Annotated in this window: 15 protein-coding genes and 1 pseudogene; 11 read left to right on the top strand and 5 right to left on the bottom strand. The window is 38.5% G+C overall.

All coding sequences use genetic code 11. From position 1 onward, the window contains the following. Window positions 1-107: 107 nt before the first annotated feature. The 8 genes and pseudogenes from KNQ97_RS09825 (at window position 108) to dsbD (ending at window position 7,005) form a co-directional block, all read left to right on the top strand. The gene (locus KNQ97_RS09825; protein WP_004907123.1) at window positions 108-470 is read left to right on the top strand and encodes an MbcA/ParS/Xre antitoxin family protein; all 363 of its coding nucleotides are present in this window, start codon (window positions 108-110) and stop codon (window positions 468-470) included. A gap of 295 nt (window positions 471-765) precedes the next feature. Further along, complete coding sequence (locus tag KNQ97_RS09820; protein ID WP_086384374.1) at window positions 766-1,026, top strand: helix-turn-helix domain-containing protein; 261 nt, start codon at window positions 766-768, stop codon at window positions 1,024-1,026. Between the two features lie 190 nt (window positions 1,027-1,216). After that, window positions 1,217-1,525, top strand: coding sequence for a helix-turn-helix transcriptional regulator (locus tag KNQ97_RS09815; protein WP_004282130.1), 309 nt, complete (start codon window positions 1,217-1,219; stop codon window positions 1,523-1,525). Continuing rightward, complete coding sequence (locus tag KNQ97_RS09810) at window positions 1,522-2,811, top strand: type II toxin-antitoxin system HipA family toxin (RefSeq protein ID WP_086384371.1); 1,290 nt, start codon at window positions 1,522-1,524, stop codon at window positions 2,809-2,811. The genes KNQ97_RS09815 and KNQ97_RS09810 overlap by 4 nt, the downstream gene beginning before the upstream one ends. 416 nt (window positions 2,812-3,227) lie before the next feature. Further along, window positions 3,228-3,458, top strand: a pseudogene (locus tag KNQ97_RS09805) (transposase domain-containing protein); the annotation flags it as partial. A gap of 378 nt (window positions 3,459-3,836) precedes the next feature. Next, window positions 3,837-4,382 carry an ankyrin repeat domain-containing protein gene (locus tag KNQ97_RS09800; protein ID WP_000958427.1) on the top strand — a complete coding sequence of 182 codons (546 nt, stop codon included), beginning with the start codon at window positions 3,837-3,839 and terminating at the stop codon, window positions 4,380-4,382. Window positions 4,383-4,394: 12 nt separating this feature from the next. Beyond that, complete coding sequence (locus KNQ97_RS09795; RefSeq protein WP_001258761.1) at window positions 4,395-5,162, top strand: transporter; 768 nt, start codon at window positions 4,395-4,397, stop codon at window positions 5,160-5,162. Window positions 5,163-5,190: 28 nt separating this feature from the next. Further along, complete coding sequence (gene dsbD / locus KNQ97_RS09790) at window positions 5,191-7,005, top strand: protein-disulfide reductase DsbD (protein ID WP_253612196.1); 1,815 nt, start codon at window positions 5,191-5,193, stop codon at window positions 7,003-7,005. On the opposite strand, the gene KNQ97_RS09785 is transcribed toward dsbD, so the two are convergent. Both KNQ97_RS09785 and KNQ97_RS09780 read right to left on the bottom strand, forming a co-directional pair. Continuing rightward, entirely contained in the window at window positions 6,997-8,190 is a 1,194-nt protein-coding gene (locus KNQ97_RS09785; RefSeq protein ID WP_000702279.1) for a GGDEF domain-containing protein, read from the bottom strand. The two genes, dsbD and KNQ97_RS09785, sit on opposite strands and share 9 nt — an antisense overlap. 175 nt (window positions 8,191-8,365) lie before the next feature. Next, a complete protein-coding gene (locus tag KNQ97_RS09780) occupies window positions 8,366-9,277 on the bottom strand; it encodes an alpha/beta hydrolase (protein WP_253612163.1) in 912 nt (303 codons plus the stop codon). Between the two features lie 149 nt (window positions 9,278-9,426). On the opposite strand from KNQ97_RS09780, the gene KNQ97_RS09775 reads away from it, so the two are divergent. Further along, window positions 9,427-9,864, top strand: coding sequence for a DUF2147 domain-containing protein (locus KNQ97_RS09775; protein WP_000717015.1), 438 nt, complete (start codon window positions 9,427-9,429; stop codon window positions 9,862-9,864). A 38-nt stretch (window positions 9,865-9,902) separates the two neighbouring features. On the opposite strand, the gene KNQ97_RS09770 is transcribed toward KNQ97_RS09775, so the two are convergent. Together KNQ97_RS09770 and KNQ97_RS09765 are read right to left on the bottom strand one after the other, a co-directional pair. Next, complete coding sequence (locus KNQ97_RS09770) at window positions 9,903-10,253, bottom strand: arsenate reductase (protein ID WP_000913165.1); 351 nt, start codon at window positions 10,251-10,253, stop codon at window positions 9,903-9,905. Between the two features lie 456 nt (window positions 10,254-10,709). Then, window positions 10,710-11,534 carry an exodeoxyribonuclease III gene (locus tag KNQ97_RS09765; RefSeq protein WP_216117193.1) on the bottom strand — a complete coding sequence of 275 codons (825 nt, stop codon included), beginning with the start codon at window positions 11,532-11,534 and terminating at the stop codon, window positions 10,710-10,712. A gap of 38 nt (window positions 11,535-11,572) precedes the next feature. Between KNQ97_RS09765 and pyrE the strand changes: the two genes are divergently transcribed. Both pyrE and KNQ97_RS09755 read left to right on the top strand, forming a co-directional pair. Further along, window positions 11,573-12,223 (top strand): orotate phosphoribosyltransferase, encoded by a 651-nt coding sequence (gene pyrE / locus KNQ97_RS09760; RefSeq protein WP_000211302.1) that lies wholly within the window; start codon window positions 11,573-11,575, stop codon window positions 12,221-12,223. A 443-nt stretch (window positions 12,224-12,666) separates the two neighbouring features. Next, a complete protein-coding gene (locus KNQ97_RS09755; protein WP_000257880.1) occupies window positions 12,667-14,511 on the top strand; it encodes a N,N-dimethylformamidase beta subunit family domain-containing protein in 1,845 nt (614 codons plus the stop codon). Window positions 14,512-14,582: 71 nt separating this feature from the next. On the opposite strand, the gene KNQ97_RS09750 is transcribed toward KNQ97_RS09755, so the two are convergent. Continuing rightward, window positions 14,583-16,772 carry a TonB-dependent siderophore receptor gene (locus KNQ97_RS09750; protein ID WP_253612161.1) on the bottom strand — a complete coding sequence of 730 codons (2,190 nt, stop codon included), beginning with the start codon at window positions 16,770-16,772 and terminating at the stop codon, window positions 14,583-14,585. Between the last annotated feature and the right edge of the window lie 104 nt (window positions 16,773-16,876).

The raw sequence follows: 16,876 nt of genomic DNA, 5'->3' as shown, positions 1-16,876 counted from the left end.
TCTAAAGTCAAATTTAATATATCTTTAGTAAAAATTGGATGTCTGATCAACGATAATTAAATAGTATAAACTCTATGAATTAGCAGCGTCTGAAACAGGGATCAGTCATGCGTACAACATCAGAAAAAACTGCAAAACAGAAAATGATATTAGCTAAGGCAGTTTTAGCTGCTGCTGAGCGCCTTGGTCTTACACAAGATCAACTAGCCTTAATACTGAATATAGATTCAGTGAAAAAATTAACCTCTCTTGAATTAGATCCCACTTCAAAACAGGGAGAAATCGCCCTCACTTTAATCCGTATTACCACATCACTAGATGCTCTTACAGGTGGGGATACAGCCTGGATGCAGCATTTTATGAAATCACCCAATAAATTGATGAGTGGTATTCCAATAGAACAGATTCAGAACCCTCAAGGATTAGCCTCTGTTTTACAATTGGTGGAAGGTCTTCGGGCTAAACTTTAAGATAAGCAAAGTATTATAGAAAAATTTGAAAGTGATAGTCCTCTCCAATAATTCAAATGCGAGGTATAAGAATCCCCCTTCTTCTCAAGATGTATATGTCTGGCCTAATTCCGTCAATTAATTGCGAACTGCTGCTATATATTGGATTTTATTAACCTGATGCGAGGCAAATCCCCCTTATAAATTCAATAACTATTCAACAATCATTATAGAAGTTTGCTATATAGCAAACATTCACAATAATTAGTTAAAAGTTTGCTATATGGCTAACAAGTTTCGGGAGCGAAAAATTGATATGGCTACAAGAGGCGAAATAGGTAAAGAAATACGTTTGGCAAGAAAAGGATTAGGCTATACACAGAAAAGTCTTTCAGAAAAGACTAAAGTCAATAAAACAACAATTTCAGAGATAGAGAATGGCCGTTTTACAGGTTCATTTGACATATTTGAACGTGTGCTTGATGGCGTAGGGTTAGAATTCGAAGTGAATAAAAAAAAGTTTAAATTGCCACAGTGGGATGAAATTGAAGAAATATTTTCAGAATATGATGAATGAAATTATTTACAGGCTCTTATCATTTGGTATTTACATCCAACAATGCAAAATCAACAACAACTTGAACACCCATTTCTCATACAAGTAGGGCTATTTTACAGATCGAAATGATAAATTCATAAATTGCTTTTCAAAAAAAAAGAAACTAATATATTTCTTACAGGACCTAAAAGCAATAAATGTATCTACAATGAATAAGTCTTTACTTCAGCAAATCAAAAAAAGACGAACCCAATTGGGCTTAAAGCAAGTTGATATGCAATCACGTACAGGCATTTCAAGACAGCAGTACCAAAAACTGGAAAGTCAGGGCAACCCTCGATTAGAGACCTTAGAAATTATAGCGGCAGGATTAAATGCTCAACTGATGCTCATCCCTGATGATAAGGTTCATTTGATCAGACAATTATTGAATGATGAAATTAAAGTCACTATTGAAGATCAGGATGACTTAATGACTAACCCATGGAAGGGTCTTCTCGGAGGAGAGGAACCATGAATACTGTTGCCGTCCTGAAATTAACATTACATCACGCTGTCGTTGGATACTTGGCAGGATTTCAGAGCGGAAAAAGTATTCTGGTTTTTACGGATTCTTTCCGATTTAATCAGCAACGTCCGACCTTGAGCCTGCTGACTTCCCCCTTGTATCCTCAAGCGGATAAAATTTTAGAAAAGACCTATGTTACACATCAGCGCTTACACCCCTTGCTATCAAACTTGCTACCAGAAGGTGCATTACGTGAACTGATTGCACAAAGCCTCAAAGTACATATAGACAATGAATTTCAGTTATTGGCAGCTTTAGGTCATGATTTACCTGGAGCACTCATTGCGACTCCATTAGATCCAGAAGAAATTCCAGATGAAATAAAATTCAAACTGCAGATCTCGAATCCAGATCAAATTTTAAAGCAAGAGATTCGAACAGATAATAAGTTTTCCTTGGCCGGCGTCCAAATGAAGTTTTCCATGAAAGCCAAAGATGGGCGTTTTACACTAGCACAGGCAACGGAAACGACTCTACTCGGGGACTGGATTATCAAAACTCCTTCTTCCAGACATGCTTTTGTTCCGCTAAATGAATATTCTATGATGACCCTTGCCAAAACGGTCGGAATAGATGTCCCTGAGATTCGCTTGGTGGATATGGCCCTTTTACAAGACCTTCCACCATTAAATTTACCCCAAGAGCAATATGCTTTCGCAATCAAAAGATTTGATAGACAGAGTACTGCTGATACTACAGAGCTTATTCACATCGAAGATTTTGCTCAGATCTTCGGCGCATATCCACATCAGAAATACAGCACCACAAATTATGAGCAGATAGGCAAGATCATTTACCAGTATTCAGATAACAAAATTTTTGATATTCAGCAATTTGCCAGCCGTTTACTCATCAATATTTTACTCGCCAATGGAGATGCACACTTAAAGAACTGGAGTATGATTTATCACGATAAAAGAATACCAAGATTATCTCCCGCATACGATATATTGATGACCAGTGTATATATTGAAAATGAGCGTCACTTCGCATTGAATCTTGCCAAAAATAAAGATTGGTATTTAGTTGAGATGAAACACTTTGAACAATGGGCAGAAAAAGTCGGTGTTCCATGGCGTGTAATTGAAAAACAACTTCACGAGATCATGGACAAAGCACGGTCAGTATGGCCAGCGCTATTACTAGACTTACCTATGATTTCCGCTCATAAAGAAAAATTAAGAGAACATTGGAAAAAATTGCATCCAGACTTTCAGATATTTACAAATAATTAGAACCCGTAAATACGTTGAGTCTGATAACTGCTATGGTAGCTTATCATTTTGACTGGGGAAATCTTGATGATAGTCATCTCAATTAAGCAGCAACGATTGGTTCATTGCAATAGATTCCATTAGATTTTAAATGTCTAATTAGACTTCTTTAATCTAATAGGATCTAATCAGGCCAATAAAGCACCTTCTTACCGATCAACCGACACATTTTATAACTCCATTATTTTGTGGCTTAATAGCCATATCTAAACATAAGACCCAATATTATGGATTTAAGATTCAGAAAACCTGACAAAGTTATTGCGTTATGATGTGCGAGACTACGTAAAGAGCGACTGTTGAGTAGCCACCGATTTAATCCAACGCAGCCTAATCAACGGTGGGTTACTGATACAAGAAGCACTGCTTCGCAAGGGGTGGAGAACCAAATGCGCCCCTGGGCGTTGGGACGTAAGAACTGGCTGGTTGCTGGCTCACTGCGCATTGGTCAGCGAGCGGCGAACATCATGCCTTTAATCCAGTCAGTAAAACTGAATAGGCTAGATCCCTATGCCTATTTAAGTGATGTGCTGAAAAGGCTGCCGACACTGAAAGTGACCCAAATAGAAGAATTACTGCCACACCGATGGAAACCCAACTCAAATTAAAAAATAGCGATGGGGCTCAGCGGACGCTTACCAAGAATCTAGGTCAATTTGTTTGACTATTGCTGCTTACCAAATTCAGGACTCCTCAGCAGCTAAATAATTTTATCAAATAGTAAAAAATAAAAATAATAAAAAATAGAAGCATATTTTATGTTGGTTATTATTGTTGAATTTTAATGCATATTAAAGTGACCAACTTCTTCTTACCCTACCCTACTTTAAATTACACCATTAAATATTAAGGAATTAAGTATTTGTTTTATATGTATTTATTTTAATGTACTTTTAATATATTTAATGTAATTTATGTCGGTGAACATTGCCAATCTTCAGTAGAGATTAGGCATAATAGCGCTAATATATTTTTGAGAGATGGTCATGTTAACCACCCAACAGCAGGCTTTAATTAAAGCCATAGAAGAATTAGAACTCGCGCAAGTACAAAAATTACTTGCTGAGGGTCTTGATCCGAATTTCATTGATCCGGAACAAGGACCGCCAGTGTCCATTATTTGTGATGGAATTTTTAAATGGTGGGAAGACGTCTCTGAAGCGTATGAAGCGGGGACTCCATTATCACAAGAAGAAAAACAGCAAGCCCTGCAAGTTTATCTCGATATTCTTGAAGCCCTCATTCAGGCAAAGGCAAATGTTCATCTTTGGGATGCAGAAGAGTTTTATGGTCCACTATGGGATGCAGCAAGTTCGGCATGTGCACCAGCAGTTCAGCGCTTGCTAGATGAAAAAGTTGATCCAAACACACGTGATGAAGAAGGACTCACCATTTTATCTTCAATCAGTCAGTTGTTCTTTGATTGTGATTTTGATGAAATAGATTGGTCAGAAGCGCTTCAAGAAGAGCGTGAAACACTAGAGTTATTGCGCCGTCACGGAGCAAAAATGTCAAAAGAATTAACTACTTGATTGGATAATAGAATGAGAACATTTCAAATTTTAACTTTTGCTCTGACCACCGTTGCTGCAGGAAGTACTTTTGCCGCAGAGTTCTCGTTTGATCGTCCGGGTTCAGGCTTTGGAACAGGCATTACGCCAGTTGGTAAATTAGCATGGGAACAAGGCTTACCAAGTGCAACCTATACAGAGACAACTGTTGATGGCGTTAAAGAAAAAACAGTTACTGTAAATGAGGATATGTTATTCCGTACAGGTTTAGCTGATGGTTTGGAATTGCAATTAGGCTGGCAAGGTCCGGCATGGACTCAAACTAAACGTGCTGGTAAAAAAACGGATAACTCAGGTTTTGGCGATGTAAGTATCGGCTTAAAAAAAGCGATTGATTTAAATGATGAAAATTTAACAATGGCTGTATTGGCTGAAGCTGTCATTGCAACAGGTAATGATGAGTTTACTGCCCATGACGATATATATAGTTTAAGTTCAGCAGTAGCTTATAAATATAATGATTTGTTGGATACTTCTATTACCATGCGTTATGAAGTACAAAACAGTAACTGGGCAGTGACTGCAATTCCAACCATCAATTATAAGATTGCGGGCAAACTTTCAGGATATTCTGAATTTGTTTATCGTAAAGCTGAAAGCCAAGACTACCAATATGGTTTAGGAACAGGTTTAGTTTACGCAGTAAATAACCGCACTCAACTTGATGCAAATATTGGTGTGGACTTAGAAGGTCAAGATAAGAGCTACAAAGGTGGCTTAGGCATGGCATTCTTATTCTGATCAGACTAACTTGAACTCATTATTATTGATGAAAAAGCTTATTTCTCAGGGAATTATTTATTTTCTAGTAGCCGCTACTTTTGTATTGAGTCAGTTTGTCTTTGCAGAAGATAAGTTATTGTCACCCGAACAGGCTTTTTCATTTTCGGTTGAATCGCCACAATCGCATACCGCAAAGTTATCGTGGCAGATTCAGCCGAATTATTATTTATATCAACATAAATTTACCGTACAACAGGGCAATCAGCCTTTAACTTTAAAATTGCCTAAAGCGGTTTCTCAATATGATGAGAACTATGGCCAAAGCGAAGTTTATTACCATCAAGTCAACTTCCAGATTAAAACCAAGCCTTCAGAGCACTACACTGTAACTTGGCAAGGCTGTGCCAAAGACCGTATTTGTTATCCTCCACAAACTATTGAGTTTCAAACTGACGCAGATGGTCTGGTCGGTTTGCAAAATCAGGCTAGTGCAGCACCAAAACGCTTATTAGATTTGGCAAATACCCAAGCATCAAGCTCTACGGAGTCTTTAGAGAATCAGAGTTCAGCTACTCAAGCTGAAGGAGCTGCTCCAGAGATTGCCCAAGATCAGGTTTGGTCAGCAAAGTTAATTGAACACTCGCTTTGGTATGGTGTTTTATTATTTTTAGGTTTAGGCATGCTGCTTGCATTTACGCCATGCTCTTTACCAATGCTGCCGATTTTAACTTCATTAATTATCCGAGATCACAAAGGTTTAAAAGCTTGGACGATTGCACTTACTTTTGTGTGTAGTATGGCATTGGTCTATGCAGGTCTAGGCTTGATTGCTTCTTCAGCGGGTTTAAATTTCCAACGCTGGCTACAACAGCCTGCTACTCTTATTGCGTTTAGTGTGTTGTTTGTGATTTTTGCGCTAAATCTGTTTGGGCTTTTTGAGCTTCGGTTACCGCAAACTTGGTTAAATCGCCTTGATCGTATTCAGTCTATGCAACAAGGCGGCACTTTAGTTGGTGCAGGCGTTATGGGCGTGGTTTCTGCGCTCTTGGTTGGCCCATGCATGACTGCGCCTTTGGCTGGAACTTTATTATTTATTTCTCAAACCCAGAACCAATGGCAAGGTGCTTTGCTTTTATTCTGTCTCGGTTTTGGCATGGGAATACCTTTACTCATCGCGAGTGTTTTAGGTGCAAAGTTCTTACCTAAAGCGGGCGACTGGATGCATCAGATTAAAGTGATTTTTGCTTTTCTGATGTTGGGGTTAAGCCTTTATTTCATCCGTCCTTTATTACCAGATTGGGGGATGCAAGCACTTAGTTTTGTACTTGGGTTGGCTTTTATTATCTATGCGCTGTATCAGTTCTTTTGGAAAAAAGGACAGTTACAGTGGCTTTATGCGCTCCTACTTTTATTGGTAACGCCATTTGTGGTTTATAACCAGTATCAACATATTCAAAATCGTAGCTTACAAAATTCTGAGCATATGGCTGAGTGGCATGTGGCGACCACGGCAGCAGACTTTCAAAAGATTTTAGCAGCAGCTCCTGCTGATCGGGCTATTGTTGTTGATGTCTATGCCGATTGGTGTGTGGCTTGTCAGCCTATTGAACATCGTATTTTAAAAGCACCTGAGGTTCAGGCGGCTCTTGCGCCTTACTATCTCATTAAGCTTGATTTGAGTCATTATGACCAATCACATGAAGCTCTACTCAAACAATGGAATATTCTTGGGCCTCCTACGTATCTCTTTTTAAACAAGCAACAGCAAGAAATTCGTTCTTTACGTTTAACAGGCGCATTTAGTCAGCAAGAGCTTTTACAACAGCTGGCGAGCTTATCAAAAGCTAAAGATTCAAATTGATTTGATCTGAGGTAGTTGGTGAAAAGTGCGTACTTGATTACGCCCAGAGGCCTTTACCGCATAGAGCGCTTGATCGGCTTGTCTAATCACAAGATAGGGGTCATTTGCAAATGCGGAACTGCTGATGCCAAAGCTGGCACTTACATGAATTTGGATATTTTGATTATTGAAGATAGTCAATTCTTGTAAAGCTTGCCGGCAACGTTCAGCAATTTTTTCTGCTTGAATAATATCGGTATGAGGAAGTAATAAAATAAATTCTTCTCCACCAAAACGTCCAATAATATCTTCATTACGTAAGTTTTCAGAAAGACACTGAGCAATTTCAATCAAAACCTGATCACCTTGGTGATGTCCGTATATATCATTAATTTTTTTAAAATGATCGATATCAAGAAGTATCACGGCATAATCAAATTGCTGTTCATGAAGTGCTTCAAGATGGGTGTTTAAGCTTCGTCTATTTAAGACATTAGTTAATGGGTCGATTTGGCTTAAACGTTGAATATAGGTTTCTCGTTGACGCCATTGGGTCAGCAATATTTCAAATAAAATAAAACACGCCACTAAAATGGGCATAATAAAAAACAGCATACTTCCTAGCCAAAATGGATTGGTTTGGGCATGACGCATCGCTGTAAAATTAAATAGGGGAGCATATGAAATAACCCCCGTCATACTTAAATATGTACATACCGCTAGAATAATAGTTGCAGGTATAAAAGCGCTATAAACAATTTTTCTTTCAAATAAAACCAAACCTACGCCAATAGTGCCTACGTAACCCACCATTGTGGCAGGGCTGATACTACCAATTAAATATCCATCGTGGCACAACATCAGCATAAAGGCTTGTACACTAATTAAAGGCACAATTTTTTGCGCCCAAGCTTGGTCTTTGTAGCGATAACAAGGAATAATGAGTACAGCTAATAAAAATAAGGTCAGTAAATTCAGCCAGATTTGTGATTCAACTAAAGATAGATTTGCCCATTGCCAAATACTAGGAGTAATTAAAATATAGCCTTTCCATAAAATCCAACTGAAATTCATTGCGCAGGCGAGGGTAAGCATTAATGCGCTTTTTTGTAATGGGGTCCAGTTAATAATGTGATTGTGATGGATGAAATCGAGAATCACCTGTTTTATTTTATTTATAGGACGAGTGATTAAACGAATTTTCATAATAATAAAGGAACTCCTAAATAGAGATGTCTCTTCGTCAGATCATCCTAAAGAGGGAGAGTTTGAAGGATTCATAACCTAAACATACCATGATTCATAAATTAAACCTCATGATTTGGATTGTGAAAAATAAGAAGAAGTGACAAATTTTAAATTTGTCACTTCTTCATTTTGATTACGTCTTATCAAGTTCATGAGCAAACTCAGCAATATCCACCATCGCCTGTTTTGCTTCTTCGAACCAAGCATTAAACATTTGGAAGTTATGCCACATGCCTGTGTAAAGTTTAAAGTGTACTTTGACACCTGCTTCTTCAGCTTTCTCTCTAAAACGTTTGGCATCGTCTAATAAAATTTCTTTTGAACCGACCTGAACTAATGTTGGCGGTAAACCTTCTAAGTTATCGAAAATAGGTGAAACACGCGGGTCATCTGCCGCAATATGATTGCCAATATAATGTTGAATACCGATCTGAAGAGCTTCAAGAGAAAGTAGGGCATCATGTTTTTGGTTAAATCTTAAAGACTCACTGGTTAGGGTTAAATCTAGAAAAGGTGACAATAAAATCAGGCCACTTGGCATAAGTTCGGGTTGTTCTTTTAAACGTAAGCAAAGTGCCAAAGCCAAATTAGCTCCACAAGAGTCACCAGATAAAATAATATCTTTAGGCTGGATACCTTGAACTAATAATGATTGATAGACGTCATATAAGGCCTCAGTTGCCTCAGGATATGGATGCTCGGGTGCAAGTGGATAGTCCACATGAATAATTTGCATTTGGGTACGAGCAGCCAAATCTGTCATGAACGCATGATGTGTTTTTAAACTTCCTAAAAAAAAGGCGCCGCCGTGAATATGAAAAATAAGCTGGGTCGCTGAATCTTGAGCTTTAATTTCCTCACCCTTAATGCCAGCAAGTCGGATTGGTCGAACAGTTACATTTTTTTGTTTTGGAAATGCTCGGCAAAGTTGTTCAAGCATAGGGCGCAGAGCAGTTGGAGGTAAATTCAACTGACTTGGTTTGCGAATTGCTGTTTTAAGAAATGTTTCTGTGAAATAATATTTTAAAACATTAGGTATATTCATATAGTATCCGCTTATGTTAATTACTTGTTTCCCTATAAATTTTATTTTTCAAGGTTACAAGGTTACACGAAACAGTCACATTCAAAAATTGCAATATCGTTGCGAGTTTTGAATACTGAAGTCTTGGAAGACCCAAGGATATTACAAAAATGAAAAAGATTGCTTTAGCTTTAGGACTTGTTGGTATGGCTGCATTTGCCAATGCGGCTGACCCACTAAACGGAACGGTATGGAAAACGATTGATGACCAAACCAATAAGCCCAAAGCCGTAGTAAAGTTTACGGAACAGAAGGATGGAACCTTAACTGCAACCATTCAAAACATTTTGACACCAGGTGAAGAAAACGCTTGTACAAAATGTGAAGGTCCGTATAAAAACAAACCGCTTAAAGGTGTGACCATTGTACATAATCTAAAAAATGTAGGTGGCAACAGTTATGAAAACGGTACAATTTTAGACCCGAAATCTGGCAAAACTTACAAATTAAAAGGTGAGTTGGCTGAGGGCGGTAAGAAGCTTAAATTACGTGGTTATATTGGCGTTTCAGCATTGGGCCGTAACCAAACTTGGATTCGTGCGAACTAAAAGCCTAAATAAAAAAACGAGCCATTGGGCTCGTTTTTTTATGCACTTAAGTTTTGATAGGCCGTTTCATCAAAGCCCACAAGAAACCCTTTAGAGGTCTGTAGAACTGGTCGCTTGATTAAGCTTGGCTGAGCAATTAGCGCTTCAATAAGATGATCTTCACTGCTTAAAGCACGCGTTTGTTCTTCTTCAGATAGTTTTTTCCACGTCGTACCTTTCTTGTTGAGCACCGTATCTTGTCCAATTTCTTTTAACCAGATTTTTAGAGTATCGGCATCGATCCCTTGTTTTTTATAATCGTGAAATTCGTAGCTCAAACCTTTTGCTTGTAAAGCATCAAATGCTTTTTTCATCGAGTTACAGTTTTTAATACCATAAATTTTTAACATTTTATCGGACCATGTCAAAAAGAAAGAACACACAGCCTAACCCAAAATGCATTTGAGCACTACTTTATACAGATACTTTTAAAACAAATGAAAAATAATGATTAAAACAATAAAGAATGTCATGTTATTGTCATAAGACAAGGTAATAATGAGCTTAATAAGAATAAATTAAAAAACTAAAAGAACGTAGCGCAAAAAATAAGAGATAGAAAAGAGAAAACCCGCATTTAATCATCCTGATCATGCGGGTCTCATTTCAACGTCCATTGTCACATCCTTGCAAATAAACTTATCTTAAGTTTATTTTATCTTCCTACGGCGTCCTATCCTTTTGCGTCATCCTGACTGCTTCCCTGTGCCGTGGGGCTATAATGCCGTTAAACATGTGTAAGAAAAATACTCAAAAGCGACATGTGTTGTAAGTAAAAACGACAATGTAAGTGAACATGTGTTCACTTATTCTTGAATTTTATAGTCGATAATAACTGGAGCATGGTCACTAAACCATTGATCTTTATAGACCCATGCATTTACAGTGCGTGCTTTCCAGTCTGGTGAACATGCGTGGTAGTCAATACGCCAACCTACATTTTTCGCACGCGCTTGTCCGCGATTTGACCACCATGAATACAATTCCGCTTCTGTTCTTACAACACGGAAAGTATCTACATAACCAAGTTCATCATAAATATGATCAAGCCATGCACGCTCATGTGGTAAACAGCCAGACGACTTTTGGTTGCCAGACCAGTTTTTAATATCAATTCGTTTATGAACGATGTTGTAATCGCCACAAATAATGATGGACTTATTCTCATCACGCCATTGTTTCAAGATTTTGGCGTATTCACCTAAAAATAAATCTTTACGTGCTTGCGCTTCTTCACCACTTGAGCCTGAAGGTAAGTATAATGATGCAATATGTACGGGATGTGACAAACCTAAATCGAATTCGGCAGAAATGAAGCGGCCTTGACTATCGGCCAATTCAAACCCTAAACCATCTTTAATAGAGACAAAGGGTAAGCGGCTATAAATTGCAGTACCTGCGTAGCCTGCACGCTCTGCTGGAAAGAGATGGGTATGCCATCCCTTGGGTCTAAATTTCTCAGTCCATTGTTCATGGGTAATGCGGCTTTCCTGCATGCATACGACATCGGCATCTGATTGTTCTAACCATTCAAGTAAGCCTTTCGTCACTGAAGAACGTAAGCCATTTACGTTAATGGAAACGACTCGAAGAATTTTTACATCACTTGGATACTGATCCTTTGGTATCATGCGAAAATTTAACCTCAATTGTGAATTTGGAGCACCTCATGACAACGCCTGTGTCATTTCACCCGCAAGCATTTATCGAACTCGCATTATCACGCGGTGTGCTTAAATTTGGTGAGTTTACTTTAAAATCTGGACGCGTGAGTCCTTATTTTTTTAATGCAGGCCTACTCAACGATGGTGAAGCTTTATCTCTTTTAGCACAAGGCTATGCCGATAAATTAACACAATGTGAAAATGTTGATGTGATTTTTGGACCGGCTTACAAAGGTATTCCATTTGTAGCTGCGACTGCTGTTGCTTTATCGCAAACACATAACAAGAGCGTGCCATGGGGCTTTAACCGTAAAGAAGCAAAAGATCATGGTGAAGGCGGTGTTTTAGTCGGTGCTGCGGTTGAAGGTAAAAAAGTCTGGATCATTGATGACGTGATTACCGCAGGCACAGCGATTCGCGAAGTGGTAACGATTTTGAAAAATGCCGGTGCAACTATTGCGGGTGTGTTGGTTGCGCTAGATCGTCAAGAACGTGGGCAAGGTGAACTTTCTGCAATTCAAGAAGTTCAAAAAGAATTAGAAATCCCTGTGCACGCACTGATTACCATGAAAGATTTAATGGATTATTTAGATGGAAAAGACGAAAAAGAAGCTTTAGCCGATATGCGAGCGTATCGTGAAAAGTACGGAATTTAATTTTTAACAATTTAAAAGGAAGCACAAAGCTTCCTTTTTCATTATTAATTTTTCTTAAAGGATATATAAAAAATAGAGTTAAAAATTATATAAAATATTCTTTCTTATTGTAAATATTATAAATTACTAAATAATACTTTGATTTTTTTACTAAATAATATTTTTTATTTTTATTTTTGGTTTTGTTTTTATTTTAAAATTCATGTGAAATCAATAATTATATTTAAAACTTAAAATACTCTTTAGAAACTATATTTTTTTCTTTTTGATAAAATATATTAAATTGCTGATGAATAATAAATTTAATAATTTTTAATTTTAAAAATTTTACCTAAGTTATTGATCTTGACGAATGCTAGAAATGAGCTCATTTATAGATAAAAGCGTTAAAAGATGTAAGAAATTTTCCAGTTTTTCATTTCATAAGGATAAGAGGTGGAAACATGGCAGTTTTTGGATATTCATCAGCAACTTCCGTCTTACCTGGAAGTTCAATTAGTTTTTATCTCAGTACTGATGTACCTGGGGTAATGAATTTAACCATAGAGCGTATAGGAACAACCTCAGTATCATCAACAATTACTACAACTCTTTTTACCCGATCACTTCCGACTACCAACCCATGGGAAGGATTTGGTTGGCCAGTTTCAACAACATTTAATATCCCTTCAAATTGGCCTTCTGGGTTATACAGACTTGCCTATATGTCTCAAGATGTGCTTACTTTTGTGATTCGGCCAGTCATTCCGGCGGCCGTTTCTAAGGTGCTTTTACAAGTCTCTTTTCTGACACCGACCGCCTATAATGCGGCAGGTGGCAAAAGTTTATATGATTTTAATAGTGTGGGAGGAGCTCGTGCGAATAAAGTTTCATTTAATCGATCTGGTGGTACACCAGCAAGTAATGGGCCTGAGTCTATTCTCATTCACTGGCTTGAAACTGAAGGAATAGCAATTGAATATTGCTCAAGTGTGGACCTCCATAGTATTTCAAATCTACTCACGAACTATGAGTGTTTGATCATTGCAGGACATGATGAGTACTGGACAAGAGCAATGCGAGACCAAACGGAGCAGTTTATTGCTAACGGTGGTAACCTGATCATACTTTCTGGTAACACATGCTACCGAGCTGTAAGGTTAGAACAAGGGAACCGCATGGTTGTTTTTTATAAATTTGCTGGTAGTGACCCGAATCAAAATGCTTATGATACGACTGTAGCATGGGCAGAACCACCATTGAACCGACCCCAGAATTCATTTCTTGGGACTGGTTTCACTGAAGGTGCTTATGGTGGAACAGCGACAGCATATACAATCCGGTTTCCAGAACATTGGGTGTTCAACGGAGTTTTATCCACAACTACAACATCAGCTTTTATGACCTATGAGACTGATGCTGCAGCTTATGTAGATGAGGAGGAGGGTTACCCACGTGTTACTGGAGATGAAAATACACCACTGACTATGACTGTGCTTGCCTCAGCAGAGCTTGGTTCATGGACTGGTAAACCAGGGCGCGCGACAATGGGTATATTTTCTCATAACGGTACAGTTTTTAATGCTGCAACAACGGACTGGATATATGTTTTGGGTAGTGATGCCGTTGTGACTACTATCACACGTAATGTATTTTCCCGTCTTAAACAGCGTATAACATGGGATTGGGAGAATATTGGATATGCAAATGATTGCTGTGCGCTCACCGCATTGCAAGGCAAAATTTTCATGGCAACAACACAAAATAGACTTTTACAGCGGTACCCTATTGGTGCAGATGTAGCTTGGCGTGATGTTAGTCATGCGTATAATGTCGTTGCAATGACAGCTCTTGGAGATACACTTTATTGTGTTACATCCGATAATCAACTTTGGTGGAAGCCTGCTTCAGAGGGGGGGCAGCCTTGGGCTTCAATGGGGACTGGCCCGACTGGTGGAACCAAGGCGTTAGCTGCTACGGGCGGAATGCTTTATGCAGTTGATAGTCTGGGAGCATTATGGAGGGCGCCAGCAACGAGAACAACTCCGTCATGGGTAGCAATGACGACATTCACGCAGGATGCTACTGTTAATGCAATGGCTGCTTATGGAGATATTCTCTTCGCTTCAACTACAGATAATCGCTTGTTACGTTCAAACAATGACTTTATTTGTGAAAGTAGTGCATGGGCCTATATCCATCACTGTAACTATTCTGCTGGTCTGGCAGTAGTTGAATCAATCCTCTTTGTTGCTACAACCCAAAATCTTCTTTGGAAAATTGACCTTTATGGACTCCGTCAGCCTTAAGATTCTAAAATGTATACTATCTAATAAAAAGGCATACCTCTAAAATAGGGGTATGCCTTTTTAATATTTACTTAAAACTGATAATTCAAACGCAATAACACATTACGTGGTGTGCCTGGCATGCTGTCTGAACGCCAGTACTCTTTATTGGTTAAATTGTTCACCGCAAGTGTGACATTCCACGGCTCTGCACTATACCCAATCGCCGCATCGACACGGTTAAAGCCTTCCATTTTTACCTGATTATTAATATTTGGATAATAAGACCCGACATAGGTCACGCCCACTTCGGTATACCACTGTTCAGTTGGTAAATAGCGAACAAATAAATTACCCGTATTTTTAGAAGTGTTGGCTAAATAATTGCCTTCTCGCTCAGGGTTTTGATTATCTTCTTTAACTTTGGCATCGGTATAGCCATACCCACCGCGAACAAAGACATTATCAAGTACACGGCCAATAAAACTAAATTCGAGACCACGAGATTGATGTTGACCAGCAGTTGCCCAAACCTCTGGTTTACTGTCAGGGTTTGGTTTATAGCGAATATTATTTTTACGGATATCAAAGACAGAAAATTGAGTATTTAAACGATTATCGAACCATTCACTTTTTACCCCAACTTCATATTGCTCGTTATATTGAGGCTCTTTATCCATTTTCGCGACATCGGTACTTCCAGTAACTTGGTTGACACCCATTTGTCCACCAAATGGTGCGAAGCTTTTAGAGTAAGACGTATAAAAGCTATGTTCAGGAACTGGTTGCCATACCAAGCCAACATTTGGGCTAAAAGTACTGTCTTTTACATTACGATGTTCATTCTTAATTTTGTTAGTAGTTGAAAAGTCGAAGTAATCGTAGCGGAGTCCCATCATAAGTTTAAGTTGGTCATTTAGACCAATTAAATCTTGAATAAATACGCCGTAAGTTGTGCCTTCATTATAGTTATGCTGACTAATCTTTAATGGGCCATTGCCACGACTGTACTCTCGTTCACCAGTGATTGGATTAACGTAACCATAAATGGCCGATCCATTTTGAGTTTTATTGGCTAGACGTGGTTCTCGTTGTTCATAAGTCCAGTCTGTACCAACCATAATTTGGTGTTCAAGCTGGCCTGTCTTGAACTTTCCTTTAATATCAAATGTATTGGTGGTGGTCTTATTGCTGGTTTGTTGCCAGTAGTAAATTTGGTCGATGTAACCTTTTTTTGTACAAGCCTCATTCTTTGAGTTTTTTCCATCTAAACCACAATAATTTCCAAAATAAAAGTGGTCAAAGTTCTGTTCTGCTTGTCGGTAACTTGCCGCCCAGTGGAAGTTCCAATCAGGCGCATATTCATAATTCACATCGGAGCGAACGACTTGCAAAATATCATCAACATAATCGCCGTCTTGGGCAAATCCCATTTTAATTGAAGTTCCCGCAGGCAAGTTGTCACGTGTTGGTCCACGGTCAGGAACTCGACCTAATTTGTCATAGGTATATTGTGTGGTCCAAGTCAGCTTTCCATCGTCATTTTTATAGGTAAAGCTTGGGGAAAACATCTCAATCTTATTTTCAATACCAGAGCGGAAGCTGCCTGCCTCGCCATATTCTCCAGTCAAACGCACTGCTAAATTGTCATTAAGTACTTGGTTGATGTCAGCGGTTGTTCCGTAGTTATCGTATGAACCCGCATATGCGCCAACTGAACTTTTAGAGTCAAAATTGGCGAATTTACTCACCATATTTACAACCCCGCCGCCAGCACTACGGCCATATAAAACCGAAGCGGGGCCTTTTAAAATTTCTATACGTTCGATATTGGCTGTACTACGGCGTACTTGTCCGCTTTCACGTATGCCATCACGGTAAATATCACCTGTATCAGCACCAAAACCACGAATCGTGATCCCATCACCACGCATATCGTAACTGGTTGATACCCCTGGTGTACCTTGCAGCATGACGCTTAAGTCATTCGATCCATAAATTTTATATTTCTGGACATCAATGGTATCAACGGTTTGAGGGATATCTTTTTTATCTAAACCATTACGAGTGACATTGGCTTTGTCATAATCGATATAGCTTTTAATCGGGTCGAGCTCACTCATGGCCTCGATTTTTATGGTTGGCATGCTGGCTGCGGCTTTTGATGAGGAGCCAATCAATTCCTCGGCGTTAGCACCTTGAATATTTAAAATCATTAAACTGAGTAAGCTGAGCGGGAAAAGACGCTTCATTTGGGGAGATGGTATAGAAATTCTTAACATAAAAATAAAATCAATTAACAAAAATAAAAGTATAAATGATAATTATAATCATTTAATTATTTAGAATAAAAGAACTATTATCTTAAAAAATGACATATTTATTT

The organism is Acinetobacter sp. UC24323, from assembly GCF_024151445.1.
In the GTDB taxonomy this organism is placed as follows: domain Bacteria; phylum Pseudomonadota; class Gammaproteobacteria; order Pseudomonadales; family Moraxellaceae; genus Acinetobacter; species Acinetobacter baumannii.
The sequence above is the reverse complement of the archived record's forward strand: the minus strand, read 5'-3'. Positions and strand labels throughout refer to the sequence as shown.

Coding starts and splice junctions, on each gene's coding strand:
- KNQ97_RS09825 (WP_004907123.1), top strand. CDS start 108: ATGCGTACAACATCAGAAAAAACTGCAAAACAGAAAATGATATTAGCT.
- KNQ97_RS09820 (WP_086384374.1), top strand. CDS start 766: ATGGCTACAAGAGGCGAAATAGGTAAAGAAATACGTTTGGCAAGAAAA.
- KNQ97_RS09815 (WP_004282130.1), top strand. CDS start 1,217: ATGAATAAGTCTTTACTTCAGCAAATCAAAAAAAGACGAACCCAATTG.
- KNQ97_RS09810 (WP_086384371.1), top strand. CDS start 1,522: ATGAATACTGTTGCCGTCCTGAAATTAACATTACATCACGCTGTCGTT.
- KNQ97_RS09800 (WP_000958427.1), top strand. CDS start 3,837: ATGTTAACCACCCAACAGCAGGCTTTAATTAAAGCCATAGAAGAATTA.
- KNQ97_RS09795 (WP_001258761.1), top strand. CDS start 4,395: ATGAGAACATTTCAAATTTTAACTTTTGCTCTGACCACCGTTGCTGCA.
- dsbD (WP_253612196.1), top strand. CDS start 5,191: ATGAAAAAGCTTATTTCTCAGGGAATTATTTATTTTCTAGTAGCCGCT.
- KNQ97_RS09785 (WP_000702279.1), bottom strand. CDS start 8,190: ATGAAAATTCGTTTAATCACTCGTCCTATAAATAAAATAAAACAGGTG.
- KNQ97_RS09780 (WP_253612163.1), bottom strand. CDS start 9,277: ATGAATATACCTAATGTTTTAAAATATTATTTCACAGAAACATTTCTT.
- KNQ97_RS09775 (WP_000717015.1), top strand. CDS start 9,427: ATGAAAAAGATTGCTTTAGCTTTAGGACTTGTTGGTATGGCTGCATTT.
- KNQ97_RS09770 (WP_000913165.1), bottom strand. CDS start 10,253: ATGTTAAAAATTTATGGTATTAAAAACTGTAACTCGATGAAAAAAGCA.
- KNQ97_RS09765 (WP_216117193.1), bottom strand. CDS start 11,534: ATGATACCAAAGGATCAGTATCCAAGTGATGTAAAAATTCTTCGAGTC.
- pyrE (WP_000211302.1), top strand. CDS start 11,573: ATGACAACGCCTGTGTCATTTCACCCGCAAGCATTTATCGAACTCGCA.
- KNQ97_RS09755 (WP_000257880.1), top strand. CDS start 12,667: ATGGCAGTTTTTGGATATTCATCAGCAACTTCCGTCTTACCTGGAAGT.
- KNQ97_RS09750 (WP_253612161.1), bottom strand. CDS start 16,772: ATGTTAAGAATTTCTATACCATCTCCCCAAATGAAGCGTCTTTTCCCG.